The organism is Cellulosimicrobium sp. NPDC055967, from assembly GCF_042269845.1.
Classification (GTDB): Bacteria; Actinomycetota; Actinomycetes; order Actinomycetales; family Cellulomonadaceae; genus Cellulosimicrobium.
The window spans coordinates 137,534-163,491 of the sequence record NZ_JBHJYJ010000003.1 but is presented as its reverse complement, the minus strand read 5'-3'; the positions used below and the strand labels follow the sequence as shown (position 1 = coordinate 163,491).

General features: G+C 74.0%; 22 protein-coding genes and 1 riboswitch. Of the genes, 10 read left to right on the top strand and 12 right to left on the bottom strand.

Annotated elements, in window-relative coordinates; all coding sequences use genetic code 11:
* Positions 1-34: 34 nt before the first annotated feature.
* Positions 35-109: riboswitch (Fluoride riboswitch) on the bottom strand.
* Positions 110-133: 24 nt separating this feature from the next.
* Positions 134-1,438, bottom strand: coding sequence for a hypothetical protein (locus ACFC2L_RS05525; protein ID WP_375823289.1), 1,305 nt, complete (start codon positions 1,436-1,438; stop codon positions 134-136).
* 136 nt (positions 1,439-1,574) lie between these two features.
* On the opposite strand from ACFC2L_RS05525, the gene ACFC2L_RS05520 reads away from it, so the two are divergent.
* The gene (locus tag ACFC2L_RS05520; RefSeq protein WP_375823288.1) at positions 1,575-2,471 is read left to right on the top strand and encodes a hypothetical protein; all 897 of its coding nucleotides are present in this window, start codon (positions 1,575-1,577) and stop codon (positions 2,469-2,471) included.
* Between the two features lie 196 nt (positions 2,472-2,667).
* Entirely contained in the window at positions 2,668-3,105 is a 438-nt protein-coding gene (locus tag ACFC2L_RS05515; RefSeq protein WP_375823287.1) for a hypothetical protein, read from the top strand.
* 33 nt (positions 3,106-3,138) lie between these two features.
* Here ACFC2L_RS05515 and ACFC2L_RS05510 read toward each other — a convergent pair whose 3' ends face one another.
* Complete coding sequence (locus ACFC2L_RS05510; RefSeq protein ID WP_375823286.1) at positions 3,139-3,795, bottom strand: GntR family transcriptional regulator; 657 nt, start codon at positions 3,793-3,795, stop codon at positions 3,139-3,141.
* 144 nt (positions 3,796-3,939) lie between these two features.
* Here ACFC2L_RS05510 and ACFC2L_RS05505 point away from each other — a divergent pair, with 144 nt between their 5' ends.
* A complete protein-coding gene (locus ACFC2L_RS05505; RefSeq protein WP_375823285.1) occupies positions 3,940-5,058 on the top strand; it encodes a DUF1080 domain-containing protein in 1,119 nt (372 codons plus the stop codon).
* A 38-nt stretch (positions 5,059-5,096) separates the two neighbouring features.
* Here ACFC2L_RS05505 and ACFC2L_RS05500 read toward each other — a convergent pair whose 3' ends face one another.
* From ACFC2L_RS05500 to ACFC2L_RS05490, 3 genes are all read right to left on the bottom strand, one after another.
* Positions 5,097-5,669: a hypothetical protein gene (locus ACFC2L_RS05500; protein ID WP_375823284.1), complete on the bottom strand. Its 573-nt coding sequence runs from the start codon at positions 5,667-5,669 to the stop codon at positions 5,097-5,099.
* A 109-nt stretch (positions 5,670-5,778) separates the two neighbouring features.
* A complete protein-coding gene (locus ACFC2L_RS05495) occupies positions 5,779-9,216 on the bottom strand; it encodes a GH36-type glycosyl hydrolase domain-containing protein (protein WP_375823283.1) in 3,438 nt (1,145 codons plus the stop codon).
* Positions 9,213-9,953, bottom strand: coding sequence for a TetR/AcrR family transcriptional regulator (locus tag ACFC2L_RS05490; protein WP_087470391.1), 741 nt, complete (start codon positions 9,951-9,953; stop codon positions 9,213-9,215). Before ACFC2L_RS05490 ends, ACFC2L_RS05495 begins: the two co-directional genes overlap by 4 nt.
* A gap of 141 nt (positions 9,954-10,094) precedes the next feature.
* Here ACFC2L_RS05490 and ACFC2L_RS05485 point away from each other — a divergent pair, with 141 nt between their 5' ends.
* Genes ACFC2L_RS05485 through ACFC2L_RS05470 form a run of 4 tightly spaced genes read left to right on the top strand, consistent with a single transcriptional unit; the run spans position 10,095 to position 14,411 of the window.
* The gene (locus ACFC2L_RS05485; protein ID WP_375823282.1) at positions 10,095-11,384 is read left to right on the top strand and encodes an extracellular solute-binding protein; all 1,290 of its coding nucleotides are present in this window, start codon (positions 10,095-10,097) and stop codon (positions 11,382-11,384) included.
* A gap of 15 nt (positions 11,385-11,399) precedes the next feature.
* Positions 11,400-12,323, top strand: coding sequence for a carbohydrate ABC transporter permease (locus ACFC2L_RS05480; RefSeq protein WP_375823281.1), 924 nt, complete (start codon positions 11,400-11,402; stop codon positions 12,321-12,323).
* Between the two features lies 1 nt (position 12,324).
* Positions 12,325-13,218, top strand: a complete 894-nt coding sequence (locus ACFC2L_RS05475; protein ID WP_375823280.1) for a carbohydrate ABC transporter permease — start codon at positions 12,325-12,327, stop codon at positions 13,216-13,218.
* 23 nt (positions 13,219-13,241) lie between these two features.
* Positions 13,242-14,411, top strand: coding sequence for a glycoside hydrolase family 1 protein (locus ACFC2L_RS05470; protein WP_375823279.1), 1,170 nt, complete (start codon positions 13,242-13,244; stop codon positions 14,409-14,411).
* 99 nt (positions 14,412-14,510) lie between these two features.
* Here ACFC2L_RS05470 and ACFC2L_RS05465 read toward each other — a convergent pair whose 3' ends face one another.
* Genes ACFC2L_RS05465 through ACFC2L_RS05440 form a run of 6 tightly spaced genes read right to left on the bottom strand, consistent with a single transcriptional unit; the run spans position 14,511 to position 20,989 of the window.
* Positions 14,511-15,170: a transaldolase family protein gene (locus ACFC2L_RS05465; protein WP_375823278.1), complete on the bottom strand. Its 660-nt coding sequence runs from the start codon at positions 15,168-15,170 to the stop codon at positions 14,511-14,513.
* Positions 15,171-15,215: 45 nt separating this feature from the next.
* Positions 15,216-16,691, bottom strand: a complete 1,476-nt coding sequence (locus tag ACFC2L_RS05460) for an FGGY family carbohydrate kinase (protein ID WP_375823277.1) — start codon at positions 16,689-16,691, stop codon at positions 15,216-15,218.
* Positions 16,692-16,693: 2 nt separating this feature from the next.
* A complete protein-coding gene (locus tag ACFC2L_RS05455; protein WP_087470396.1) occupies positions 16,694-17,353 on the bottom strand; it encodes an SIS domain-containing protein in 660 nt (219 codons plus the stop codon).
* Positions 17,354-17,385: 32 nt separating this feature from the next.
* Positions 17,386-18,945, bottom strand: coding sequence for a sugar ABC transporter ATP-binding protein (locus ACFC2L_RS05450; RefSeq protein WP_375823276.1), 1,560 nt, complete (start codon positions 18,943-18,945; stop codon positions 17,386-17,388).
* 1 nt (position 18,946) lies between these two features.
* A complete protein-coding gene (locus tag ACFC2L_RS05445) occupies positions 18,947-19,957 on the bottom strand; it encodes a substrate-binding domain-containing protein (protein ID WP_375823275.1) in 1,011 nt (336 codons plus the stop codon).
* 27 nt (positions 19,958-19,984) lie between these two features.
* The gene (locus ACFC2L_RS05440) at positions 19,985-20,989 is read right to left on the bottom strand and encodes an ABC transporter permease (RefSeq protein WP_375823274.1); all 1,005 of its coding nucleotides are present in this window, start codon (positions 20,987-20,989) and stop codon (positions 19,985-19,987) included.
* A 151-nt stretch (positions 20,990-21,140) separates the two neighbouring features.
* On the opposite strand from ACFC2L_RS05440, the gene ACFC2L_RS05435 reads away from it, so the two are divergent.
* From ACFC2L_RS05435 to ACFC2L_RS05425, 3 genes are read left to right on the top strand one after another with little or no spacing between them, the layout of a single operon-like run.
* On the top strand, positions 21,141-22,091 hold the full coding sequence (locus ACFC2L_RS05435; protein ID WP_375823273.1) for a sugar-binding transcriptional regulator: 951 nt from the start codon (positions 21,141-21,143) through the stop codon (positions 22,089-22,091).
* Positions 22,088-22,750, top strand: a complete 663-nt coding sequence (locus ACFC2L_RS05430; protein ID WP_375823272.1) for a hypothetical protein — start codon at positions 22,088-22,090, stop codon at positions 22,748-22,750. Before ACFC2L_RS05435 ends, ACFC2L_RS05430 begins: the two co-directional genes overlap by 4 nt.
* On the top strand, positions 22,747-23,763 hold the full coding sequence (locus tag ACFC2L_RS05425) for a LacI family DNA-binding transcriptional regulator (RefSeq protein WP_375823271.1): 1,017 nt from the start codon (positions 22,747-22,749) through the stop codon (positions 23,761-23,763). The genes ACFC2L_RS05430 and ACFC2L_RS05425 overlap by 4 nt, the downstream gene beginning before the upstream one ends.
* A gap of 111 nt (positions 23,764-23,874) precedes the next feature.
* On the opposite strand, the gene ACFC2L_RS05420 is transcribed toward ACFC2L_RS05425, so the two are convergent.
* Complete coding sequence (locus ACFC2L_RS05420) at positions 23,875-25,806, bottom strand: glucoamylase family protein (RefSeq protein ID WP_375823270.1); 1,932 nt, start codon at positions 25,804-25,806, stop codon at positions 23,875-23,877.
* Positions 25,807-25,958 lie beyond the last annotated feature (152 nt).

Genomic DNA, 25,958 nt, shown 5'->3' with positions numbered 1-25,958 from the left:
CTTCCCGCGGGCAGCACCCTGCCCGCCGACGTGCGACGAGACAGGAACCATCAGCCCTGGCGGCGGTTCGGGCGGCTATGCCCCGGCGGGATCCATCACCGCCCCCAGGGTAACCAGCCCGGCCGCCGACCGCTCAGCCGGCCTTGGTGTCCAGCCACTTCTTCTCGCCGAACGACTTGGCGAGCTCGTGGTCCGTGATGACGAACCCGACGGCCTGCGCGACGGGCAGGATCTGGTCGCGCTCCAGCCCGTCGTCGATGCCGAGCCGGTACAGCATGACGACGGTCCCGGTGTTGAGCATGACCCCCGGCGAGTCCCCGTCGTCGAGCAGCGCGTACGAGCCCTGGAACCCCGGCTGCGGCACCGCGGCGGCGAGGGTGGGGTGCGCAGGGCCCGAGGTGTCGGCGAGGGGGTCGCCCTCGGGTGCGGCGTTGAAGGCGGCGGCCACGCGCTCGGCCTCCTCCTCCGACCCGACGTCCACCAGGACCAGGTCGAGCGCGAGGGTCGGGCCGTCGTCGGACACGACGCGGGCCTCGAACCCGGCCTGGCACGAGCCCGCGATCGCCTCGATGGCGGGGATCGCGGGCAGGTCGTCGCACGCGAAGTCGCGCCGCGCCACGAGCGCGATGCGGTCCTCGTTGACGAGGTAGTCGTTGTCGGAGAAGTAGTCCCACGACATCGGCGCCAGCGCCGGGCCCGACTCCGGGTCCATCTCCGCGCCCGCGCGGTACTGCTGCTCGAGCCACGGGTCGTCGTCGGTGACGTCGGTGTCCACCGGCTCCTCGGTCGCCTCCGGCTCGTCGGTCTCCTCCGGCTCCGCCGGGGTGTCCGTCGCGGGCGCCTGCTCGGCGGTCGTCGGCTCCGGGGCGGGCGACGCGTCGTCGCGCACCGCGAGCCACACGCCGAGGCCGCCCGCGACGAGCACGAACGCCCCCACGCCCGCCAGGACGGGGACGAGCCACTTCCGCGAGCCGCGACCGGGCGGCGTCGTGTACGGGGAGAAGCCGTAGGGGTCCGACGACGGGGCCGGCGGCCCCGGCACGACCGTCGCGTCGTCCGGCGCGCCGTAGGCCGGCCCCGACGCGTACGGAGCGGGCGGGCTGCCGTACGGCGCGCCGGGCGCCGACGGGCCCGCGTACGGGCCGGGAGGCGGTGGCGGCGGCGCGTACCCCGGCGCCGTCCCCGCGGGCGGCCAGGTCGCCCCGGTGTCCGCGGGCGGGAGCGTCGCGTGCGGGTCGCCCTGCTGCCCGGGGCCCCGGCGACCTCCCGTGCCGTAGGGGTCGGTGTCGTACGGCGCCTGCGCGTGGGGGTACCCGTAGCCGGAGGCGGAGGCGCCCTGTCCGCCCGGGCTCGTCCCGCCGTCGTCCCCGTACCGTCGCGGCGGCCGCATGACGGTGTGGTCGTCGACCGGCTCGTTCGGGTCGGTGGGGTGGGACATCGGACGGGTCCTCTCGTCGCGGGCGGCTCGTGCAGGGTAGCGGAGTCGCGCGCGCGGTCGTGCGGGACCCTCACGGCCCACGACGCACGTGGCGCCACCCCTGGCGCGCGGACCGTCGGGACGCCAGGATCGGTCCATGGGGAGACGACTGCACGTGGCGCTCGGCACGATCTGTGCCCTGGCGCTCGGCCTGGGCACCGCGACCGCGCTCGGGCAGGACGCCGGCGCGGCGACGGGAGGCACGGTCACGGCCGTCGCCGCTCCCGGCGTCACGGCCCCGGCGGCAGGGGGCTACGTCTTCCGGCCCGGCGACCCCATGATCTTCCACAACGGCGGGACGGCGTCCGGGGGCTACGAGGGCGCCTGCACGGGCGGCTACGCGGTCGCCGGGGACAGCGGGACCTTCCTCCTCGGTCCGCGAGCGTGCTCGGTGATCTTCTCGTCGGTGCGAGGCAGCGACCGCCTCTACGGCTGGACGTTCTCCCAGAACTACCCTGACGGGAACGCCCTCGTGCGCGAGGTCCCGGGGGACGACGCGTACCAGGTCGTCCGCGACCCACTCACGGGGAGGACGCCGGGCGACGGCCGCGTCGTGGGATGGACCGCGTCCGCGGCGCAGCCGCGGGGGATGCTCGTGGGCAAGATGGGAATCGGGAGCGGCTGGACCGAGGGCCGGATCACCGGGGCCGTCATGTTCCGCGGGATGACGCTGCTCTGCACGGACATGCGCACGGACCTCGGCGACGCGGGCGCCCCGGTCTGGCGCTCGGACGCCACCGGCCTGCGCGCGCTCGGCACGATCCAGGCGTACGACCCGAGCACCCGGACCGGGTGCTACCGGCCGATCCAGGAGACCTTGGCGATCTACGGCGCGCACCTCCCCACCTTCGGGCCGTCGCAGGGCCGCCCGGGCTTCGGCACCCTCGCGCCGGGGATGCCGTGGCTCGACGGCGGCGACGCGTTGGCGGTACCCGTGAAGAACATCCCGGTCGGCACGGACTGGCGGGCGCCCGTCGCCCCGCTCGGCTCCTGACACCACCCCTGCCGCGGCGGGTCGTCCGTACGGCGGACGGCGTGTGACCTGTCTGACGGGTGATCTCCTCCCCAGGGTGGACACGCCCGCGGGGCGGGCAGCGTACGCTGCGGGTGGGTCACCGGACGACGGGCAGGGGGAACTACCGCTCGACCGACGAGAGACCGGACCGCCGTCCGACCCGCAACCAGCGCTCATGAACATGCTCACCTGGACTGCCGTAGACAACGGGACCTGGCGTGCCCGCAACGCGTCGCGCGAGTACGTGATCCGGCGCGACGACGCCGACACGTGGACGCTCGACGGGCCGGGACGCACCTGGGTCGCGCTGCCGAACCTCGAGGTGGCCAAGGAGGTCGCCGCGCTCGCCGACGAGGTCCACCACGACGACGACAGCATGACCAGCTACCACGTGGTCACCGCCACGGGCGCCCGGCGCGGCGAGCCGTTCGGCGCGGACAGCGACGAGGACGCCATCGACGTGCTCCGCGCGCGACGCCGCGCGGGCAACCTCCCGCTCGCGCCGTTCCGGCTCGAGACGAGCGACGGCCGCCTGGTCGGCTCGTGGCAGAAGGCCGTGGAGATCCCGGCCCGCCCGGCGACGTCGCACGAGGGGACGTCCGGCCCCGTCTGAGGTCGCGGCGTCCCGGCGCCGACGTCGGGTCGCTCAGCCCCCGGCGCGCAGCGCCGCGACGTGCGCGGCGCGCTGACGACGGCTGCTGTCCACGTGCGCCTCCGCCAGCGTGGCGGCACGCGCGCCGTCCCGCGACGCGACCGCCTCGAACAGCTCCGCGTGCTCCTCGGTCACGTGCGCGAGGTCGTCGTGCTGCGACAGCGCCCAGCGCACGCGGCTGCGGATGCCCTGCATCATGTCCCGCAGGAGCCGGTTGTCCGCGAGCTCGGTCACGATCTCGTGGAAGTCGGCCGCCGAACGGCGCGACCCGACGCTGTCGGCCGTGCGCGCCCCCTCCTGCTCGCTCGCGAGCGCGCGCCGGAGCCGGTCCAGGCCCTCGGCGCCGTGCCGCTCCGCCGCGAGACGGAACGCCAGCGGTTCCAGCACCTCACGGACCTCGTCGAGGTCGGCGAGGTCCGCCTCCGAGAACTCCCGCACCACCGCCCACGTGTGCGGCCGCAGCACGACGAGCCCTTCCCCCTCGAGCGCCTTGAGCGCGTCGCGGACGGGGATGCGACTCACGCCGAAGTCGGCTGCCAGGTCCCGCTCGACCAGCCGGGACCCCGGGACGCGCACCCCGTCCAGGATCTCGTCGCGCAGCATCGCCGCGACCCGGGCGGACTCCAGCACTCGCTCCTCGGCTCCGGACACCGGTCGATTCTCCCACCGCGCCCGACGCGCGCACGCGGGTGCGGACGGGCGGGGCCCCCGGGTGCGCGCTCGCTCCCCGTGCCGTGGAGAGCGCCCGGCATCCGTGGGAGGGTGGAGGGACACGCGTCGAACGAGGGAGTTCCGATGTCGAGCACCACCCGTCCCCCCGTCCTCCGCCGGGCGCACCGCGCCCGCCTCGCCGGGGCGGTCGCGCTCGCCGTCGGGGTCGCGCTCGCGGCGCCGGCCGCGGCGGTCGTGCCCACGGCACCCGAGACCGCGGCACCCGGCGCCGCGGTACCCCGGGCGGCGGCGCCCGACGACGGGTACGACGTGATCTTCGACGGCACCGCGGCGTCGTTCGAGGCCTGGGAGTACGCGGGCGACGGCGGTTTCGACCTGCTCGACGACGGCACGATCCGCTCCCGCGCGGGCGCGGGCGGCGGGTTCGGGACGCTCTGGTACCCGGTGCGCCAGTACGGCGACTTCTCGCTCGTCGTGCAGTTCCGCGACGACGCTCCCGGCGACGCGCGCGCCAACAGCGGCGTCCAGGTCCGGTTCCCGGACCTCTCCGGGCCCGTCGACGGGTGCCCGACGACGTTCAACGGCAACGAGACCGGCAACCTCTCGTGGATCGCCGTGAACTGCGGCCACGAGATCCAGGTGAACGACTCGCCCGAGGGAGGGTCGAACGACCCGCGCAAGACCGGCTCGGTCTACGGGTTCGCCGACATCGGGCTCGACCGCGCCCGACCCACCGCGAAGGGCACGTGGAACGAGCTGGAGGTGCGCGTCGTCGGGCAGCACTACACCGTGATCCGCGACGGGGTCGTCATCAACGAGTACGAGAACCTGCCGGGCGTCCCGTTCCCCGACCGCCCGCTCGACCCGGACTCCAGCAGCCGCGGCCTCGTCGGGTACGTCGGCCTGCAGGCGCACGGGTCCGCGCCCGACGTCGTCACCTACCGCGACGTGCGGGTCCGCGAGCTCCCGCCCGTCCACGTCGAGGTCGACGCGCGGTGCCTGGCCGGGACGGCGCACGTCGCCGTGCGCGCGCTGAACGTCGGGGAGGACGCCGTGGACCTCACCCTCGGCGCGGCCACGGGCGAGCGCTCGTTCGCCGACGTCCGGCCGGGCCGCAACGCCTACCAGGCGTTCAGCACGCGGGCAGCGTCGGTCGAGGCGGGCACGGCCACGCTGACGGTCGCGGGCGACGACGGACCGGTCGTCGTCGAGACGCCGTACGCCGGGGTCGACTGCGGCTGAGCAGGGCGGGCGTCCTGGTCGGCCTGCCCGGGTGACCGTCAGAAGTACTGGCTGGCCGCCTGGTAGCCGCTGATCGCGCCCAGGATGAAGCCCACCGCGGTGCACGCGATCGCGACCCCGAGCGCGATCTTCGCCGTCTTCTCGTTCCGGCGGACCGCGATCGCCGAGAAGACGATCGCGAGCACGCCGAACACGATCGGCAGGAAGAACACCGCGATCGGGCTGAACACGTATGCGAGGATCGTGCGCCACGTCATCGGCTGCGGGCCGACGGGGGCGTACGCGCCGTAGCCGGGCTGGCCGTAGGGGGCGCCGTACGGCTGCTGGCCCTGCGGCGGGTACGGCGCCCCGTAGGGCTGCTGCCCCTGCGGCGCGTACGGCGCCACGGGCGGAGCCTGCGGAGCCATCTGCCCGTAGGCCGGCTGGTGCTGCTCGGGCTGCGCGGGCTGGCCGTACGCGGGCTGGCCCTGGCCGTACGGCGCCTGCGCCCCGTAGGGACCGGGGGCGGCCGGCTGCCCGTAGGCGGGCTGGCCCTGCCCGTACGGCCCGGGGGCCTGCGGGGGCTGCTGGGCGTCGCCGCCCGGGTGCTGCTGATACGGAGGCTGGCTCACGGCGTGTTCCTTCGTCGCGGGTGTCGCCGTCCCGACGGCGGCGTGGTCCGAAGGCTAGCGCCTCCGACCCACGCGCGGGGAACGGCTCGGGACGGCGAGATCTCGGGGTCTACGACCCCGCGGGCACGGTGATCTCGACGAGCGTCGCGTCACCCAGGTCGCCCGTCGCGATGACGACGCCGCGCTCGCGGTAGTCGCCCGCCCGCGGGGTCGTGGGGACGTCGACGAGCGCGCCGAGGTCGGACCCTGCGCGCACCCGGACGCTCTCGCCCGGCTCGGCGACCCGGTAGACGACCCGGCGCGTCCGCCCGGCGAGCGAGAGGTCGACGGCCAGGCCGTCGGCCGCGGCGGGCAGCACGGGGTCGACGACGAGCGCGCCGGTCGACCCCGAGCGCTCCGTGAGGCCGAGCACGCCCTGGACGAGCTGACGCAGGTAGATGCCCGGCCCGCTGGAGTACACGCGCCACCCGCCGCGCACGCCCACCGTGCCGTCGCGCAGCCGGTCGAAGTCGCGCGCGAAGCTCTGGCGGTCCGGGAAGTCGGCGTCGCTCGACGAGAAGTACGCGTTGCGCTGCCGCGGCGCGGCGTGCGCGAGGCGACGACCCAGGTCGACGGGGCTGATGCGCAGCAGCTCGTCGAGCGCGCGGCCGCGGCCCAGGGCCGCGAGCGCCTCGACGTAGCGGATGTGCGCGTGCACGTACATGAGCCCGATCTCGCGGCCGACGTTCGCCGCCTGCTCGGCCCGCAGGAACGTGTGCGGGACGCCCTCGTCGAACGCGGCGGGGTGGTCCATGAGGCGCACGCCGTCGGGGAAGTGGAGGTGCTCGACCACGAGGCGCTCGTGGTGGTCCGCCTCCTCGGGCGTGAGGATGCCCGCGATGATCGACTGCGTCATGGGGATGAGGCGGTACCGCATCCCGGAGACCGTGTCGGACGGGTGGATCACGAGCTCGTCGCCGTCGGACCCGTGCCGCACGTACCCGGCCAGGACGCCGTCGACGAGCGCGCGCTCGCGCAGGTCGGCACGCACCTCGGCGGCCAGGGCCCCGGCGCGCGCCGAGAGGGCGGCGTGGTCGCCGCTGCCGGACGTGGTGCGGGCGAGCAGCTCGGCGGCCTGCACGAGCAGCGCGGACGTCCACGTGGACGCGAGGTCCGTCCGCATGCGCGGGTCGGCGGGCTGGAGCGTGTCGTCCCAGTCGCCCTCGCCGTACGCGGGCAGGGCGGTGCCGGGCAGGCGATCGCGGTCGAGGTGGTCGAGCAGGCGGGCGACGTGGTCGCGGACGGTCGCCTCGGCGTCGGGCCCGGTCCGCGCGGGGCGACGGTGCGCGTGGTCCCAGAACGGGACCGGCTCGTCGAGCACCGCGAGGTCGCCGCTCGCCTCCAGGTACTGCGCGAGCGCGAACAGCGGCCACACCACGACGTCGCCGTGCGAGGAGTCGTTGTAGCGCTCGCCGTACGCGTCGAACATGAACCACTGCGGGAACTCGCCCCACGTGTGCTGGTGCGCGAGGACGCGCAGCACGATCGCCCGCGCGACGTCGTGCCGCCCGCCTGCGAGCGCGAGCTCGAACGGTCCCTGGCACACGTCGCGCGTGCCCCACGCCGCGCCCGAGTACTGCTCCAGGCCGTGCGGGACGAGGAAGTGGATCAGGGCGTCGTGCGCGTACCAGAGCACGAGCAGGTCGAGCTCCTGCGTCTCCAGCTCCGCGTGGGGCGCGAACCGCAGGCCGCGCACGACCCCCCGGACGGTCGCGAGGTGGCCCGCGAGGGTCGCGCCGAGGTCGGCGAGCGGGTCGTGCGCAGGCTCCGTGAGGGCGAGCGCGGCGTCGGGTCCCTGGAGCGAGGCGGTGATCGCGACCCGGAGCGCGCCGGTGTCGGTCGTGCTCGTGAGGCGGTGCGCGGTCCCGGCGGACGTGCCCGCGGGAGCCTCCGGGTCGAGCGCGACCGGCGCGCTCGACGCCACGACGTACCGCAGGTCCGGGTAGTGCGCGTCGACGTCGCCGCCCGGGACGGGGTGCACGACGACGGCCTCGCCGGCGTCCGCCGCCGGGGCCACGTGCTCGACGACCCAGCCGCCCGCCTCGTCGTCGAGCTCGAGGGTCGCGGTGACGTGCAGTGGTCGGTCGCAGCGCACGTCCACGTCGATCCGGTTCTCGCGGTCGTGCGCGACGGTCCGCACGTCCACGCGGCCGAGCGGCGTCTCGTAGACCCAGCGGACGCCCCCGACGTCGAGGACGAGCGCGGAGGGCAGCCCGAGCAGCCGGGGCCCGTGGCCGTCCTCGACGAGCACGCGCAGCCCGCTGCTGCGCAGCAGGTTGAGGTGGTGCCGGTGCACGGTCGCGAGCCGGTTGGCCGTGGTGTTGCCGAGCACGACGTGCGAGGCGAAGACCCCGGGCGCGAACGCCGTCGTGGAGAGGACGTCGTCGGTGGGCAGCACGTCGTCGCCCGCCTTGAGCACGTGCCCGTGCGAGCGCTCGGTCACGGTGTCCTTGCGCGCGTCGACGACGTGCGTCCCGGTCGCGGTGAAGAACGACAGCAGCGTGCCGTCGGCGTCGCGCTCGGGCAGCAGCACGTCGTCAGAGCCGAGCCCGACGGCGGCGAGCAGGTCGGCCTCGCCGAGCTCGTCGCCCGCGAGGAGCGGCGCGTCGCGCAGCACGGACCCGGACCGCGGCAGCGGGGTGGTCGCGCGCTCGTCCGCCGCGGCGGCGACCGCGGCCGCGGCCCAGCCTGCCACCTCGTCGAGGTGCGCGGCGAGCGGGCCCGGCGCGTCGGGGTCGACGACGGTCACCGCGTGCACGCGGGCCGTCCCGCCGGACAGGTCGAGGGGACGCGAGACGAGGGTCGGCATCGCGTACTCGTACTGGAGCACGCCGGAGTCCACGGGCCCGAGCAGGCCGTGCGGGACGCCGTCGCGCCGCGCCCGCGCGGTGAAGACCTGGAGCGAGTCCGTGAGGTGCGCGACCGCGCCCTCGACGAGGAACGCGACGGCCAGCGGGAGGCGCGGCTGGGCGGACATGGTCTGCCGGCTGACGAGCACGGTGCCCGCGTCGGGGTGCTCCATCGCACGGTGCAGCAGGTACTGGCACACGTACGGCTCGCTCGACAGCGCCGCGGCGGGCGGCGCGAGCGCGAGGTCCTGCGCGTGCACGACGTCGTAGCGGACGTCCGCGGGCGTGGCGGGCCCGGCCGTGAGGTCGACCCGCCAGACGAGCGTGCGCCCGTCGAGCGTCAGCGCGACGCGCGTGGCGAGCCCGAGCGCCTCGCCCGACCACACGACGCGGTCGGTGCCGACCTCGACCGACGTCACCGCAGGTGACGACCCCGTGAGTCGCGCGACCTCGACGCCGCCGTCCGCGCGGGTCGCGCGCAGCAGGACGCCGCCGGGCATGCGGTCGTGCTCGCCCGGCAGGTACTGGTTGACGAGCAGGCCGCCCGTGCTCACGGCGCGCACGTCACCCCCGCCGGTGAGCTCGACGGTCAGCTCGCCCGAGGCGAGCGTCGCGCCCGCGAGGGGGGTCGTGCGTGCGGGGCTGGCGGTGAGGGTCACGCGGTCTCCTGCTCGGTGGTGCGGGTCTCGGGTGCTGCGGGGGTCGTGCCCTCGGGGCGCAGCAGCGCGAGGAACTGGTCGAAGAGGGCGACCATGTCGACGTTGTCGGGGTCCAGCAGCCACTGGAGCTGCAGGCCGTCCATGACGGCGGAGAAGAGCTGGCCGATCGCCTGCGGGTCGACCTCGGGGCGCAGCTCGCCGCGCGCGACGGCGTCCTGGAAGCGCGTGTCGTCCTGGTGGCGCAGGGCGCGGTAGCGGTCGCGCACGACGTCGTGGGCCGGGTGGGCGGTGTCCGTCGCCTCGGCGGCGACCACCACGTGCAGGGACACGAGGCCGGGGGTCTCGGCGTTGCGCCGGACCTGGTCGCGGATGGTCGTGAGGAGGTCCGCGCCGGCGGCCTCGTCCTCGGTGCGGCGCACGAGGTCGCGCCGGTCGCGCTCCTCGAGCGTCGCCGTCAGGAGGCCCGCCTTGCTGCCGAAGTGGTGCAGGAGCCCGGCCTCGGAGATGCCGACGCGCGCCGCGATCTCGCGCAGCGAGCTGCCGCGGAAGCCCTGCTCGCCGAACACCTCGACGGCCGTGCGCAGGATCTCGCGACGGCGCTGCTCGCCCCGGACGATGCGTCGGTCGGGCAGCCCGGCCGCCGTCGTGCCGCGGGTCGCGGTCGTCGTCGCTCGGTTCCCCACGGCCCCCGCCGTCCCCGTCGTGGCGCCGCCACCTGCGGAGTCGCTCTCGTTCATCACCGTCTCCTTCGCCAGTCTCTCGGCGCCAACGGTACGGCCTGGACGCCCCGGTTGAAAATACTAACCGAGCGCACGCTAAGGTAGTTTCCACAGCGGCTCACACCAGACGAGCCGACTGCTCGATGAGGAGGATTGCTCATGAAGCTCGGACGCAAGGCGGTCGCCATCGGCGTCGTCGGACTCCTGGCCCTGACCGCGTGCGGTCGCGCGGACGACGAGTCGACGGGTGAGGGGACCGCAGCCGGGTCCACCACGACGGTCGACGACGCCCCCGCGGAGGGTGACATCACGATCTGGGCGATGGGTGAGGAGGGCGAGAAGCTGCCCGACTTCGTCCAGGGCTTCACCGACGAGAACCCCGACGCGAACGTCGAGGTCACCACGATCCCGTGGGCCGACGTCATGACGAAGTTCCAGACCGCCGTCGCCGCGGGTACCGTGCCCGACGCCATCATGATCGGCTCGTCCTTCATGCCGACGATGGTCGCCACCGGCGGCCTCGCGCCCGTCCCGGACGGCCTCGTCGACAGCGCCGACTTCGTCGAGGGCGCGGCCGCCTCCACCGTCGCGGACGGAGTCGAGTACGGCGTGCCGTGGTACGTCGAGACCCGTGTCCTGTACTACCGCTCCGACCTGGCCAAGGCGGCCGGGGTCGAGGCGCCCACGTCGTGGGAGGAGCTCACCGCCTTCGCGCAGGCCATGCAGGCGAACGGCTCGACCTACGGCCTCCAGCTCCCGATGGGCGACGCGGAGGACTCCACGCAGGTCATCCTGCCGTTCTACTCGCAGGCCGGCGGTTCGGTCCTCAACGAGGCGGGCGACGCGTTCGACCTCGACAACCAGGCGATGATCGACGCGCTCGACTACTACGCGTCGTTCTTCACCGAGGGTCTGTCCCCGCTGTCGGGCTACGGCGACTCGCAGAACAGCGCGTTCGTCGACGGCTCCGACCCGGCGTTCATCTCCGGCCCGTGGATGGTCAACGTGCTCGCCGACCTGCAGGGCGAGGACTGGGTCGAGCAGAACGTCGCCACCGTCCCGGTGCCCGCGGGCTCCGCGAACAACGACTCGTACATCGGCGGCGGCCACCTCGGCGTCTTCGCCGAGGCCGAGAACCCCGACGGCGCGTGGAAGCTCGTGCGCTGGCTCGCCCAGCCCGAGACGCAGCAGGCCTGGTTCGACGCCACGAGCGACCTGCCCGCCCTCACCACCGCGTGGGACTACGAGCCGCTGACGTCCAACCCGCGCACCCAGGTGCTCCAGGAGCAGCTCGACAACACGATCGCCCCGCCGACCGTGCCCAGCTGGGACGAGCTCTCCGCGACGATCGAGACCGAGGCCGAGAAGGTCGCGAACGGTCAGGTCACGTCCGAGGACGCCGCGAAGGCGATCCAGGCCAAGGCCGACACGCTCGGGCTCGGCTGGTAACAGGGCCCGTCAGTCATGACCACCACCACCGAGGGACGGCGCCGGCGCACGGCCGGCGCCGTCCACCGGCGACGGCAAGCGCTCGTCGCCTGGCTGTTCGCTCTCCCGTTCGTCGCGATCTTCGCGGTCTTCATGCTGGGGCCGCTGCTCGCGTCGTTCGGGATGTCGTTCTCGGACCTCACGATCCGTGACATCAAGACGCCGTTCGCGGTGAACTTCGTCGGGCTCGAGAACTTCACCGGCGTCTTCCAGGACGAGCTGTTCCGCAAGGCGCTGCTCAACACCTTCTACTTCGTCCTCGTCGGCATCCCGCTGACGATGGTGCTCGGGCTCACACTCGCCGTCGCTCTCAACTCGGGCATCGAGAAGTTCCGCAGCGTCTTCCGTGTCGGCTACTACACGCCCGTCGTGACGTCGATCGTGGCGGTGGCGGTCGTGTGGCGGTTCATCCTCCAGGACTCCGGCCTCGTCAACACCGTGCTCGGCTGGGTCGGCATCGACGGCCCCGACTGGCTCAACGACAGCACGTGGGCCATGCCGTCGATCATCGTCATGGCCGCCTGGCGCAACATGGGCACGCTCATGATCATCTTCCTGGCCGGCCTGCAGGCGATCCCGCGCGACGTCTACGAGGCCGCCGAGGTCGACGGCGCCGGCTCGTGGCGCCGCTTCCGCTCCATCACGGTCCCGCTCATGCGCCCCACCCTGCTGCTCGGCGCCGTGCTGCTGTCCGTCGGCTTCCTCCAGGTGTTCGAGGAGCCGTTCGTCATGACCAAGGGCGGCCCGGTCAACTCCACGCTGACCATCAGCTACTACGTCTACAACCAGTTCGGCTACGGCAACTACGCGTTCGCCTCCGCGGCCGCGTACGTCCTGTTCGCGCTGATCGCCGCGCTGGCCGCCGTCCAGTTCCGCCTGCTGCGGTCGAAGGAGGATTGACATGACCGTCACGTCCTCGCGGACCACCTCCGCGACGTCGACGCCGGAGGGCGCGCTCCGCCGTCGGCCGCGACGCCCGATCCGCTGGTCGCGCGGCGCCACGTACACGGCGCTCGTCGTCGGGCTGCTCCTGACCCTCATGCCGTTCATCTGGATGGCGCTCGGCAGCTTCAAGACGCAGGGCGAGCTCCTGCAGCGGCCCATCACCTGGTGGCCCGAGAACCCGACGCTCGACAACTACGAGCGGTGGCTGTCCCAGCTCAACTACGGGCAGTACTTCACCAACTCGATCGTCGTCGCCGTCGTCGTGGTGCTCGGCAACATCATCTTCTGCTCGATGGTCGGCTACGCCCTCGCGAAGATGCAGTTCCCCGGCAAGAAGGTGCTGTTCGCGCTCGTCATGCTCACGCTCATGGTCCCGGGCGTCGTCACGCTCGTGCCGATGTTCGTGCTCGTGTCCAACATGGGGCTCGTCAACACCTACCCGGCGCTCATCCTGCCGTTCCTCGCCGGCCCGCTCGGCGTGTTCCTCATGAGGCAGTTCATGCTCGGCATCCCGGACGCGCTCATCGAGGCCGCCCGGATCGACGGCGCGGGCGAGTTCCGGGTCTTCTTCCGGATCGTGCTCCCCCAGTGCGGGCCGCCGCTCGCGACGCTGAGCATCCTCACGTTCCTCGGGTCGTGGAACAACTTCCTGTGGCCCCTGGTCGTCGCGCAGACGGAGAACATGTACACCCTTCCCGTCGCGCTCTCGCTGTACTCGGTCGGCTCGAACGGCACCTACTACGGCCTGCTCATGGCCGGGTCCGTGCTCGTCGTGACGCCGATCCTCATCCTGTTCCTGTTCCTGCAGCGCTACTTCGTGCAGGGCATCGCCATGACCGGCATCAAGTGACCGGCGACCGACGAGGAGTGCCTGTGTCGATCACCTTCCCCGAGTCCTTCGTCTGGGGCGCCGCCACGGCGGCCCACCAGATCGAGGGCAACAACGTCAACAGCGACTGGTGGGCGCGCGAGGTCGACCCGGCCTCGACCCTCGCCGAGCCGTCGGGCGACGCCGCCGACTCCTACCACCGGTACGCCGACGACATCCGGCTGCTGGCCGAGTCCGGGCTCACCTCATACCGGTTCTCGATCGAGTGGGCGCGGATCGAGCCGGCCGAGGGCCGCTTCTCGCGGGCCGAGGTCGACCACTACCGCCGCATGATCGACTGCTGCCTCGAGCACGGGGTCACGCCGCTCGTCACGCTGCACCACTTCACGTCGCCGCGCTGGTTCGCGGAGGACGGCGGCTGGACCGACCCGCGGTCCGTCGAGCGGTTCGCTCGGTACGTCGAGCACGTGCTGCCGCTGCTCGACCGCGCGTCGCACGTGTTCACCATCAACGAGCCGAACATCCTCGCGATGATGATCACGGCCGCCAAGGGCACCGAGCAGCTCCAGGCCGGCACGATGCACGCGCCCGACCCGGTCGCGACCGAGCACCTCATCGCCGCGCACCGCCGGGCCGTGGAGCTCGTGCGGACCGTCGGGGTGCCCGTCGGGTGGCCCGTCGCGCCGCAGCAGTTCTTCGCCGACCCGGGCGCCGAGGAGGTCCTGCGCGAGTACGCCTACCCGCGCGAGACCGTCTTCCTGGAAGCCGCGAAGGGCGACGACTTCATCGCCGTCCAGGCCTACACGCGCACGCGCATCACGGTGGACGGCCCGCTGCCCGCTCCCGAGGACTCCGAGAAGACCCTCACCGGGTGGGAGTACTACCCGGCCGCCATCGCGGAGGCCGCGCGCCTCGGGCACGAGATCACCGGCCTGCCGGTCCTCGTCTCCGAGAACGGCATCGCGACGGCGGACGACGCGCGGCGCATCGACTACACACGCGACGCCCTGCGCGCGCTGCACGCCGAGATGGAGGCGGGCCTGCCGCTGCTCGGCTACCTGCACTGGTCGCTGATCGACAACTACGAGTGGGGCTCGTTCGCCCCGACGTTCGGGCTCGTCGCGTGGGACCCGGAGACGTTCGAGCGCACGCCCAAGCCCAGCCTCGGCTGGCTCGGCGGCGTCGCGCGCGGCACGGTCTCGCTCGACGACTGACACGCCGCGGCCACGGCCGCGCGCCGCACGCTCCCACAGGTCACGACGGGGGGCGGGGACATCGTCCCCGCCCCCCGTCGTCGTCCGTCCGCCGGGTCGTCAGCCCGCCGCGCGGGCGTCGGTCTCGAACTGCGCCGCCGCGGCGACGGTGTCCGGGTTCTCCAGGAGCGCGGCGCAGAGCGCGGTCGACAGCGTGAAGTCCTCGATCCCGCGGGCCGCGAGCGCCGCGACCTTGGTCGTGTCGCGCAGGCTCGCGGCGAGCACGCGGCACCCGCCGTCACCGCTCGCCCGGCCTCGCCGCAGCGTGGCGTGGAGGTCGACCGTCTGCTCGACGCCGTCGAGCCCGAGGTCGCCCATCCGCCCCACGTAGGGCGCGACCCAGCCCGCGCCGGCCGCGTCCGCGAGGAGCGCCTGGGAGGCGTGGTAGACGGCCGTGACGAGCACGGGAACCCCCTCGCGCGTCAGCCGGCGGGAGACGGCGAGGCCGTCGCGCGTCGCGGGCAGCTTGACGACGACGTCCGGCCCCAGGTCGACGAGCTCGCGGCTGTGCGCCTCGAGCGCCGCCTCGTCCGCGCCGACGGCCTGGAGGAACACCGTCTCGGCCCCGGCCGCGCGCGCCCACCGGTGCACGGCGGGGACGTCGTCGACCGTGAGCCCCGACCGGTACAGGATCGTCGGGTTCGTGGTGACGCCGGCGAACAGGCCGGTCGCGAGGAGCCGCTCGACCTGGTCGCGGTCGGCGGAGTCGATGTACAGCATGCGTTCTCCCTGGTGGTGCGGTCGGGCCGCGGTGGTGCGGTGCGGTCAGGGCACGGTCGGCCGGGGCCGGTCCGCGACCGTGGCGAGCAGGTCGTAGTAGGGGGCGTCGATCGTCGCGGGCGCGTCGCGCGGCGGGACGGCGTCGAGCACGGCGGGCGCCCACGACGCGGCGACGTCCGCGACGGTGGCGCCCTCGAGGACGGCGACCGCCTGGACGCACGCCCCGCGCGCCGTCGCCTCGGGGGCCGCACGACGCACGACGGGGCGGCCGAGGGCGTCGGCGAGGACCTGCCGGTACGCGAGCGACCGGGCGCCCCCGCCGTTGACGACGACCTCCCCGCTCGTGTCGACGCCCACCCGCTCGAGCGCGCGGGCCGCCCCGACGAGGCCGGCGACGACACCCTCGAACGCGGCCAGCGCGAGGTCCTCCCGGGTGGTCTCGCCGGTGATCCCGCCGAGCACGCCGGTCGCGCCCGGTCGCCGCGGGGTGCGCTCGCCGTCGAGGTAGGCGACGAGCGTCGGCCGCTCCCCCCGGACGGGGGCGGCGAGGGCGAGCCGCTCCAGGGTCGCGTGGTCGACGTCGAGGAGGCGCGCGAACATGTCGGTGACCTTGGCGGCGTTGAGCGTGCACGCGAGGGGCAGGTACCCGCCGGTCGCGTCGCACACGGAGTCGACCGTGCCGAGCGGGTCGACGACGGACGTGCGGCGGGGGCTGAGCACGACGCCGGAGGTGCCGAGGGAGACCCCGAGGTCGCCCTCGACGAGGCCGAGCCCGACGGCGGCGAGGTGCTGGTCTCCCCCGCCCGGTCCGACGACGACGCCCAGCCCGAGCCCGAGCTCGGCCGCGACGTCCGGGCGCACGGTCCCGGCCGCGGTGTCGGGCCCGAGGACGGTCGGGAGGACGTCCGCCCAGGCGACGTCCGACGTGACGAAGCGCTCCAGGAGCTCGGGCCGCCAGACGCCGCGGTGCACGTCGAGGTAGCCGGTCCCGGCGGCGTCGGACCGGTCGGTGACCGTCGACCCGGTGAGCCGGTAGGTGAGGTAGTCGTGCGGCACGAGGACGTGCGCGACGCGCCCGAGGAGCGCGGGGTCGGTCTCCGCCACGTGCGCGAGCTTCATGATCGTCAGGGCGGACGACGGCGCCATGCCGACGTCGCGCATCCACGGCTCGAGCCCGTACTCCTCGGCGATCCGCGCCGCCGCGGGGCCCGCCGTCGTGTCGTTCCACAGCGGTGCGGGGGCCAGCGGCTCCCCGCTCCGGTCCAGGAGCACGAGCCCGTGGCACTGCGCACCGACGGCGAACGCGACGACCTGCGCCGGGTCGGCGTCGGCGTCGCGCAGGGCACCCGAGAACGCCGCCCGGAACGCGGCCCACCAGTCCCGCGGGTCCTGCCGGCTGACGGGCGGTGCGGTCCGGGGGTGGGGCGCGGAGGCGGTCCCGACGAGCGCGCCGTCGTCGCGGCGGCGCAGCTCGACGGTGCAGGACTGGGTCGACGAGTCGACCCCTGCGACAAGGTCCATGGCTACTTCCAGTAGGGCTCGAGGGGCGGCAGCTCCTGGGGCGCCTCGTCGATCTTGCCGACCGCCCCGGAGGGGTGCGAGTGCAGGACGTTCGCCCACGAGTACCCGCGCATCCGCATGAGGACCACGGCGAGCGCGTCGCCCCACGCTGCCGTCACGAGGGTAGAGCCCATCGCGATGACCTCGCCGGGGTCGATCCCGGGGATCATCGTCAGCTCGACCACGACGTCCGCGTTCCGCGCGAGGCGCGAGGAGGCGTCCGCCGTGACCGCGACGACCGTGTCGACGCCGCGCTCCTTGGCGCGCACGACCAGGTCGTTGATCTCGTCGCTCCCGCCCCCGCGGGAGATCGCGACGAGGATGTCGCCCGGGGCCATCGCGCCCATCGTGCCGTGCAGCGCGTCCGCGCCCGAGATGAACACCGACGGGGTGCCAGACACGGAGAGCAGGTGCGCCATGCGGCGCGCGACCGCGCCGGACGTGCCGGCCCCGGTGACGAAGACCTTGCCCGTGCACTCGTACACCCGCTGGACCACGTCCAGGAACACGTCGCCCAGGTCGGTCACGCTCGCGGCGACCCCCTGCGCCTCGTGCGCGACGACGGCCCGCGCGGTCTCGAGCACGGCGGCACGGCGTCGCGTCGTGGTGTCGGGGATGGTCATGGGTACTCCTCGTCCAGGGGTTCTCGGTGTGGTCACGCGGCGCTCCAGGCCGCGTGCCGCAGGTCCACGGAGGACAGGTCGCCGGCTGCGACGACGTCGCCGTCGCACCGGCCCTCCGTGAGGGTGACGACGTCGTCCGCGAGCTCGAGGATCTCCTCCTCCTCGCTCGACACGACGACGACCGTGAGCCCGTCGTCGTGCGCGAGCGAGCGCAGGAGCCGGTGGATCTCGGTCTTGACGCCGATGTCGACACCCTTGGTCGGCTCGTCGAGCAGCAGCACGCGGGGTGCCTGAGCCAGGACCCGGGCGAGCAGCACCTTCTGCTGGTTGCCGCCGGACAGGCGCTCGACGGGTCCCTCGCGGTCCCCGCGGACCTGCATGCGGTCCATGAGGGCCGTCGCCTCGCGGCGCATCCGCCGCTTGTCGAGCAGGCCGAGCCGGCGGTACCGGTCGAGGACCGGGAGGACGACGTTCGTCGTCGCGTCCAGCCCGCCGACGATGCCGTCGACCTTGCGCTCCTCGGTCAGGTAGACGAGCCCGCGCCGCTGGGCCTCGGCGGGGGTCGCGGGCCGGTACGGCGCACCGTCGAGCTCGATGCTCCCGGCCAGGACCTTGTCGAGGCCGACGAGCGTGCGCAGCAGCTCGGTGCGGCCGGCGCCGATGAGCCCGTAGACGCCCAGCACGCGGCCGGGGTGAGCCGTGAGGCTGACGTCGGCGAGCGCGGGCGTGCGCAGGTTCCGCACCACGAGGGACGGGCGTGCGCCCGCGTCGAGCGGGACGACGTCGGTGCGGTGCGCCGCCTCGGTGACGCCGCCCGTCGAGGCGACGGCCTCGTCCCCGGCGATCGCGTGCACGACCGCCTGCCGGTCGACCGTCCCTGCCGGGCCGGCGATGCGGACCTCGCCGTCGACGAGCGCGACGACGTGGTCGGCGACCGCGTACAGCTCGTCGAGCTTGTGGTCGACGAGCAGGATCCCCAGGCCCTCGGTGCGGGCCAGGTCGCGCACGGTCTCGAGGAACCGCTCGACCTGCCCGCCCTCGAGGCTCGTCGTCGGCTCGTCGAGCAGCAGGTAGCGCGCGTCACGCGCCACGGCCACGGCGATCTCGAGGAGCTGGCGGGTCGCGACGGGGTAGGCGCCGAGCTTGCGGTCGACGTCCACCGCGAGGCCGAACCGGTCCGCGAGCGCGCGGGACTGCTCGCGCATGGTGCGGCGGTCGAGCGCTCCGCCGCGCGTCAGCTCACGGCCGAGGAACACGTTCTGCGTGACCGTGAGGTTCGGCAGGAGCGACAGCTCCTGGTAGACGGTCGAGATCCCGGCGTCGAGCGCGGCGGTCGGGGAGCCCTGGGGCAGCGCGTCGCCGTCCACGGTCACCGTGCCCTCGTCGGCGGGGTGCGCCCCGGCGAGCACGCGGAGCAGCGTCGACTTGCCGGCGCCGTTGTGCCCGACGAGCCCGGTGACCGTGCCCGCCGCGAGCGTCAGGTCGATGCCCTTGAGCACCCGCACGTGCGAGAAGCTCTTGACGATCCCGCTGGCCCGCAGGGCGCCGCCCTCGGCGGCGCCCCGCGGGACCGACGTCGTGACGTCGGTCATGTCAGCCGACCTCCCCCGGCGCAGGGGTCTCGCCGACGGTGAACGCCTTGAGCGGCAGGAGGATCTCCGGCTCGACGTCCTCGCCGTCGACGTACGCGCGGATCTGCTCGGTCACCTGGGTGCCGTAGCTCTCCGGCTCCTGCGCGACGCACCCGCGGTAGACCTCGGTGAGCGTCTCCTCGGAGGCGCAGAACCCGTAGAGCGCGACGTCGGTGCGGTTGCCCAGGGCCTGGAGCGCGCCGTAGACGGCGGGGCCGGTCGAGGCCCAGATGACGTTGATGTCCTGGTTGCCCTGGAGCATCTCGCCCGTGACGCGCAGCGAGTCGTCGGGCTTGACGTTGCCGTCGACCTTGGCGACGACCTCCGCGTTCGGGTTGGCCGACACCGCGTCGGTGAAGCCCTCGTCGCGGATGACGACCGGGCGCTCGTCGGGCTCGGTGATGAAGCCGATGCTCAGCGCGGCGTCGGCGCCGAGGTCCTCGAGGACCTTCTCACCCATCGCGCGGCCGCCCGCCTCGTTGTCCGCGCCGAGGTACTGGACGATCGTCGCGCCCTGCGCGGCGAGCGCGTCCTCGTCGACGATGACGTTCACGGTGAAGACGGGCACGCCGGCGTCGTTCGCCGCCTTGACGATCCCCGCGGCGGGCTCCGACTTCACGGGGTTCAGCGCGAGCGCGCACGGGTCCTTCTGCAGCATGGCCTCGACCTGGGCGAGCTGCTGGGCGTCGTCGTCGTTCGCGACCTGGACCTCGACGTCGAACCCGTTGGCGGCGCCGCCGTCCTCGAAGCCCTGCTTCATGGCCACGTAGTACGGGTTGGTGAGGTTCGGGAGGCTGACCGCGACGTACGGGTTCTCCCCGTCGCAGGACGCGGGCAGGGTGGTCTCGGCCTGGTCGGTCGAGCCGCTCCCGCTCGCGTCGCCGGTGCCGGTGCCGGTGTCGACGGCGGAGCAGGCGCCCGCGAGGGCGAGGGCGGTCACGGCGAGGGCCGAGACGATGATCTTGCGTCGCATGAGTACTCTCCTTCGAGCGGTGGGGGGTCAGGACGTGGCGCGCGCGGCGCGACGTGGTTGCAGGAGCTGGAGGAAGAGGCGGCCTCTCCCCCCGGTGGTCGAGAGCGAGCGGCGGTAGGTGTCGAGGCTGACGCCGGCGAGGATGATCACGCCGATGACGAGCGGCTGCCAGAAGCTGTCGACGCCGACGACGTTCATGCCGTTCGAGACGGTCGCGATGAGCACCGCGCCGAGCAGCGCGCCGCCGATCGAGCCGACCCCGCCGAACAGGCTCACCCCGCCGACCACCGCGGCGGCGATCGAGTAGAAGAGCTCGTTGCCCGACCCGGCGGACGGGTACCCGACCATGAGGCGCGAGGTCGTCACGACGCCGGCGAGCGCGGCGCACAGGCCGGAGACCGCGTAGACGAAGAGGGTGGTGCGCCCGGTGTGGATGCCCGCGAGGCGCGCCGTCTCCTTGTTGCCGCCGAGCGCGTAGATGTGGACGCCCGTGCTCGTGCGCGCCAGGAGGACGCTGAAGACGACGGCGACGAGCGCCACGATGAGGATCGGCGTCGGGATGCCGAAGACCCCGCCGCGCCCGAGGAAGGCGAACATCGGGTCGCGCACCGTGACCGACGCCGCGCCCGTGAGGATCATGGGGATGCTCCCGGCGATGCCGAACATCGAGAACGTCGCGATGAACGGGGGCAGGCGCAGGTAGTGCACGAAGATCCCGTTGACGAGGCCGACCGCGACGCCGACGACGAGCGCGAGGACCGTGGCGGCCCACCAGGGCAGCCCCGCCTGCATCCCGAGCGCCGCGGCCATGCCCGTGAGGGCGAGGTTGGACCCCGTCGAGAGGTCGATGCCACCGGTGAGCAGCACGAAGGTCTGGCCCAGCGCGAGCAGCGCCACCACGGCACCGTTCAGCAGCAGGACCTCGAAGTTCCCGGCGGTGCGGAAGTTCGGGGACAGCAGACTCATCACCACCACCACGAGGACCAAGATCCCCGCGATCCCGACCTCGTCGGGGACGCGTCGTCGCGACATGTACTTCTCGCCTCCTTGCGGGTGCTCATATGAGCACGCGATTGCTCGTATGTCGATAGTATGAACACCACGAGGCCGCAAGCAACGCGCCTCGATCACAGATCGGTAACACATGCGCAGACGAGCGCTCAGATGAGCAAGAATGGGTGACATGACGGACTTCTCGCGCCACGAGCTCGCACACGTGGCCCGCCGCTACTACGTGGACTCGGCCTCCAAGGTCGAGATCGGCGAGGAGCTCGGCGTCTCACGGTTCAAGGTCGCCCGGATGCTCGAGCAGGCGCTCGAGGCCGGGATCGTGACCATCACCATCGACGACGCCGGCGTCGTCGACCCGGCCCTCTCCGCGCGCCTGCGCTCGCACCTGGGCCTGGACGAGTGCCTCGTGGTCCAGGGCCGCGACACCGTGTCCGAGCTGCGCGAGGACGTCGGCGCGGCCGCCGCGGAGCTGCTCACCCGGTCCCTGCGCCCGGGGAACACCCTCGGCTTCGCCTGGGGGCGGACGCTCACCGCCATGACGGAGCGCCTCACCGCGCTGCCGCCCGTGACCGTCGTCCAGCTCACCGGCGCGGTCGGCTCCGACCTCTCCGACTCCCCCGTCGAGGTGATCCGCCGCGTCTCCCTGCGCGCCGGGGGCGACGCGCACGCGATCTTCGCGCCCCTGGTCGTCGAGGACGCCGCGACCGCGGCCACGCTGCGCCGCCAGCCCGACATCGCCCGTGCGCTCTCGCTCTTCGACCGCGTCGACGTCGCGGTCGTGGCGATCGGCTCGTGGGACCCGCCGATCTCCCAGCTCCGCGAGGTCCTCGGGCGCGACGAGCGGGACGACCTCACCGCACGCGGGGTCCGCGCCGAGATCGCGGGCATACTCCTCACCGCCGAGGGCGACCTCGTCCCCGACTTCGCCGAGCGGTGCCTCTCGATCTCCGCACGCCAGCTCGCCCGCGTGCCCCAGGTGATCGCCGTCGCCGCCGAGCACGAGAAGGCGGCCGCCGTCCACGCCGTCACCCGGTCCGGACTCGTCTCCGCCCTCGTCACCGAGCAGCGGTGCGCCGAGGCCCTGCTCGACCTCCCGCCCGTCGCGCGCGGCACGGGCCGATGAGCGCCCCCCGCACCCGCGTCGCCGCCTCGTTCTGGTCCACGCCGCGCGACCGCGTCGCCTCGGAGGCCGACCGGCTCGCGCGCGCCGGGCTCCGCACCGTCCACTGGGACCGGACCGACGGCCGCTACGCCGCAGCGGGCGGCTTCACCGCCGCGGAGGCAGCCGCCGTGACCGCCGCCAGCGGGCTGGCCGCCGAGGCGCACCTCATGGTCGAGGAGCCGCTGCGCGAGGTCGACCGCTGGACCGACTTCTGCGAGCTCGTCGTCGTCCACGCCGGGACGCGCGACTGGCACACCGCGCTCGACCGCGTCCGCGCCCGGGGCGCGCGTGCCGGCGTCGCGCTCTCGCCCGGCGTCGAGGTGCCGGAGGTCGAGCCCGGGACCGACGTCCTCGTCATGTCGATCACCCCCGGCCACGCCGGGTCGACGTTCCAGGTCGACGCGCTCGCCACGGTCGGGCAGGTCGCCGCCCCGGGTCACGCCGTCGGCCTGGACGGCGGCGTCACGCGCTCGATCGTCCCGCAGGCGCTCCGCGCGGGGGCCACGTGGCTCGTGTCCGGGACGGACCTCGTCGCGAGCGACGACCCGCACGGCTGGCTCACGGCGGCGCGTGCGACAGGGATCGCTCCGCGGCGCGACGAGGCCGAAGGAGCCGGATGAGCGCCACGCAGCCCGGTCGACGGAACGTCCCGCTCGCCGCCGTCGCGGCCGAGGCCGGGGTGTCCGTCCCGACCGTGTCGAAGGTGCTCAACGCGCGCGCGGACGTCTCGGCGGCGACGCGCGAGCGCGTCGCCGAGGTCCTGCGGCGCCACGGCTACGAGATCCGGCCTCCCACTCCCCGGCGGACGGGACTCGTCGACGTCCGCATCGTCGACTTCGAGGGTCCGTGGTCCGAGGCGGTCGTGCGCGGTGCGGTCGCCGAGGCGCGACGCCTGGGCCTCGACGTCGTGCTGTCCGTGGAGCTGGATCCCGACGACTGCGGCGCGTGGGTCCGGCACGCGCTGACCCGGGGCACGGACGGGCTCGTGAGCGTCGTCGCGGTCCCCGACGCCGAGGCACGCGCGACGCTCGCAGCGGCCGGGGTGCCGCTCGTCGTCGTCGACCCGCGCCGTCGGCCGCCGGAGGACGTGCTCAGCGTGGGCGCCGCGAACTTCCAGGGGGCGCTCGAGGCGACCGCGCACCTGCTGGCGCTCGGGCACCGGCGCATCGCGACGATCACCGGCGTCCCGGAGCAGGACAACGCGATCGCGCGGCTCGCCGGCTACCGTGCCGCGATGATCCAGGCGGGCGTGCCCGTCGACGACGACCTGGTCTGCCTGAGCACGTACGGCGTCCCCGCGGGCTACGAGGGGACGCAGCGCCTCCTCGCCCGAGACGACCCTCCGACCGCGATCTTCGCGTGCAGCGACGACACGGCGCTCGGCGCGCTGCGGGCGCTGCGCGAGGCCGGGCGGTCCGTCCCGGGCGACGTCTCGCTCGTCGGGTTCGACGACCTCCCCGTCGCACCCTGGACCGACCCGCCGCTCACCACGGTCCGCCAGCCGCTCGTCGAGATGGGCGCGTCGGCCGTCGGGCTCGTGCACCGCGCGCGCACCGCGAGCGGGCACACGCTGCGCACCGAGCTCGCGACGAGCCTCGTCGTCCGCGAGTCCACCGCTCCCCCGCGGTCGTGACGCGACCCTGACGCGCGCCCCGGCGCGTGCCGGGACCGCGGCGGGCGGGAGGGACGCGGTCCGCGTCCCTCCCGTCGTCGCGTGCCGGTCGACCGGCGAGCAGGCCGCCGGTCAGCCGCAGGAGACGCCCGCGTAGCGGTAGGACAGCTCCTGGGTCGTCGACCCGTCGTCGGACGTGACCGTCACCGTCGCGGTGCCCGACGGGATCTCCGCCGTGCGCGCCGCGAACGACTGGTAGGTGCTGCGGTGCGGGACGACGTCGTCGAACGACCGCGACCCGTAGGGCGTGGCGAGCGTGACGTCCGCGCGGCCGTCCCCCGTGCTCGTCGCCCGGACGGCGACGGCCGCCCGGTGGCCGAGGCAGCGTGCCTGGACCTGCACGTCGGCGCCCACGCCGGGCGTGAGGTCGGCCGTGGCGGAGAACGACTCGGCCGCCATGAGCGGGCGCAGCCGCTGCTCGAGCTGGTCGTCGACGAAGTAGTCCTTGAGGCGCGAGTCGTCGAGGACGTTGCCGATCGCGGCGACGATCATCGCCTGGTCGAGCGACAGGTAGCGCTCGGCGACGGTGCCCGAGCGGACGGCGACCGAGTCGTAGAACCCGCCCGGCCCGTACGCGCCGAGGTCGTCGGCGAGGTGGGTGAGGTTGTCGAGGACGCCCTCGGTGTCGTACGCGAGCCCGAGGAACGACGCGTGCGGCGTCACGACGCCGTCGCCGAACTCCGGCGCGGGGTTCGTCGCCTCGCGGCAGCCCTCGAACCCGAGGTCGACGTCGGTCTCGCCGTCGGACAGGTAGCCGTCGGAGCGCAGGCCGATCGCGTCGACGCCGTACTCCGCGTACCCGCCGAGGGGGTTGCTCGCAGGCGAGAAGCCCCAGGCCCCGTAGCCGGCCTCCTCGAGGCCGTGCTCCTTGTGCGCGCGCACCACGAGCGGGTGGTTGACGCCCCACGACGTCGGGCCCCACTCCGCCTCGGGCACCAGCATGTCCGGCATGAGCGCCTCGAACATCGAGCCGCCCCAGCCCGGGACGACCGCGAGGTCGCGGTACCGGTACGCGCCCTCGAAGACGGGGACGCCCAGGTACTCGCGCGTCTCGCCGATCGGCTTCTGCTCCTGCCACGACCAGTCGCACGTGTCCGGGAACGTCCGGTGGCTCGCGTAGTACGCCTCGGGCGGCACCTCGCCCTCGGCGATGCCGAGGTAGGTCGCGATGCGCGTCTCGGAGACCGTCGTGTCGTAGTGGTGGCACGTGTAGTAGACGTCGGTGCCCGTGCCGAGGTAGTCGCCCGCCACGGAGCAGCCGGGCGGCTCCTCGTCCCAGAACCCGCCGCGCAGCAGCCCCACGCCGAGGTCCGGGCGCGCGTCCGGATTGTAGAAGGCGCCGAAGTGCATGTCGTCGTAGATCGCGCGCGCCTCGTCCGCGAGGCTCGGCTTCGCCTCCGCGACGACGCGCAGCCCCGCGGCCAGCCAGCCGTTGTCCACCGAGCTGAGGAACTGGTGGACGACGTCGCCGCTGTCCGGCCACGTCTCGACCCGGTCGCCGGTCGCCGGGTCGTACCAGTTGTAGAACATCCCGCTCGCCTCGTGCCGGTCCAGCGACGCGACGGTGTCGAGCGTCGTCGCGAGACGGTCGCGCGCCTCGTCCGCGCCGACCAGGCCCAGGTCGCGCGCGACGACGGTGGACCACAGCCAGCCGCCGATGTTCGTCGGCGACGTGTACGCACTGCTCGACGCCGGGTCCAGGTCACCCTCGATGTTGTCCGCGGGCAGACCGGTCTCCTCGTCCGTCATGGCCTCCAGCGACGTGTACGTGTCCTCCAGGTACGTCTCCAGCGTCGCGCGCTGCGCACCGGTCAGGGCTGGCGGCCCGACGTCAGGCGTCGCCGTGGCCGGGACGCCGGCCCCGCGCGGGGCGCTCTCCGCCGCGGCCGGGACGGCGAGGCCCACGGCGAGCGCGAGTCCGCCGGCGAGCCCACCGGCGACGAGGCCCGTCGCTCTGCGTCGGCACCGCGTCGTCTCGCACGCGCGGTCGGTCGATCCATCCATCAGGCACTCCTTCGTGTCGCGCCCCGAAATTTCGGCCGAGCTTTCCGAATGGGGGCGGCGAGGGTAGCCCGATCAGTGGGGCCGGTCAACGGGTGGCGACCCTGGGACGGTCTCGTGGGGTCGGAGGGCCGACGGAACCGGGAGAGCGCGTG

Excerpts from the sequence above, each read along its gene's own strand:
- ACFC2L_RS05525 (WP_375823289.1), bottom strand. The coding sequence starts at position 1,438 with ATGTCCCACCCCACCGACCCGAACGAGCCGGTCGACGACCACACCGTC.
- ACFC2L_RS05450 (WP_375823276.1), bottom strand. The coding sequence starts at position 18,945 with ATGACCGACGTCACGACGTCGGTCCCGCGGGGCGCCGCCGAGGGCGGC.
- ACFC2L_RS05480 (WP_375823281.1), top strand. The coding sequence starts at position 11,400 with ATGACCACCACCACCGAGGGACGGCGCCGGCGCACGGCCGGCGCCGTC.
- ACFC2L_RS05485 (WP_375823282.1), top strand. The coding sequence starts at position 10,095 with ATGAAGCTCGGACGCAAGGCGGTCGCCATCGGCGTCGTCGGACTCCTG.
- ACFC2L_RS05435 (WP_375823273.1), top strand. The coding sequence starts at position 21,141 with ATGACGGACTTCTCGCGCCACGAGCTCGCACACGTGGCCCGCCGCTAC.
- ACFC2L_RS05455 (WP_087470396.1), bottom strand. The coding sequence starts at position 17,353 with ATGACCATCCCCGACACCACGACGCGACGCCGTGCCGCCGTGCTCGAG.
- ACFC2L_RS05475 (WP_375823280.1), top strand. The coding sequence starts at position 12,325 with ATGACCGTCACGTCCTCGCGGACCACCTCCGCGACGTCGACGCCGGAG.
- ACFC2L_RS05420 (WP_375823270.1), bottom strand. The coding sequence starts at position 25,806 with ATGGATGGATCGACCGACCGCGCGTGCGAGACGACGCGGTGCCGACGC.
- ACFC2L_RS05490 (WP_087470391.1), bottom strand. The coding sequence starts at position 9,953 with ATGAACGAGAGCGACTCCGCAGGTGGCGGCGCCACGACGGGGACGGCG.
- ACFC2L_RS05440 (WP_375823274.1), bottom strand. The coding sequence starts at position 20,989 with ATGTCGCGACGACGCGTCCCCGACGAGGTCGGGATCGCGGGGATCTTG.
- ACFC2L_RS05520 (WP_375823288.1), top strand. The coding sequence starts at position 1,575 with ATGGGGAGACGACTGCACGTGGCGCTCGGCACGATCTGTGCCCTGGCG.
- ACFC2L_RS05515 (WP_375823287.1), top strand. The coding sequence starts at position 2,668 with ATGAACATGCTCACCTGGACTGCCGTAGACAACGGGACCTGGCGTGCC.
- ACFC2L_RS05505 (WP_375823285.1), top strand. The coding sequence starts at position 3,940 with ATGTCGAGCACCACCCGTCCCCCCGTCCTCCGCCGGGCGCACCGCGCC.
- ACFC2L_RS05445 (WP_375823275.1), bottom strand. The coding sequence starts at position 19,957 with ATGCGACGCAAGATCATCGTCTCGGCCCTCGCCGTGACCGCCCTCGCC.
- ACFC2L_RS05460 (WP_375823277.1), bottom strand. The coding sequence starts at position 16,691 with ATGGACCTTGTCGCAGGGGTCGACTCGTCGACCCAGTCCTGCACCGTC.
- ACFC2L_RS05425 (WP_375823271.1), top strand. The coding sequence starts at position 22,747 with ATGAGCGCCACGCAGCCCGGTCGACGGAACGTCCCGCTCGCCGCCGTC.
- ACFC2L_RS05465 (WP_375823278.1), bottom strand. The coding sequence starts at position 15,170 with ATGCTGTACATCGACTCCGCCGACCGCGACCAGGTCGAGCGGCTCCTC.
- ACFC2L_RS05430 (WP_375823272.1), top strand. The coding sequence starts at position 22,088 with ATGAGCGCCCCCCGCACCCGCGTCGCCGCCTCGTTCTGGTCCACGCCG.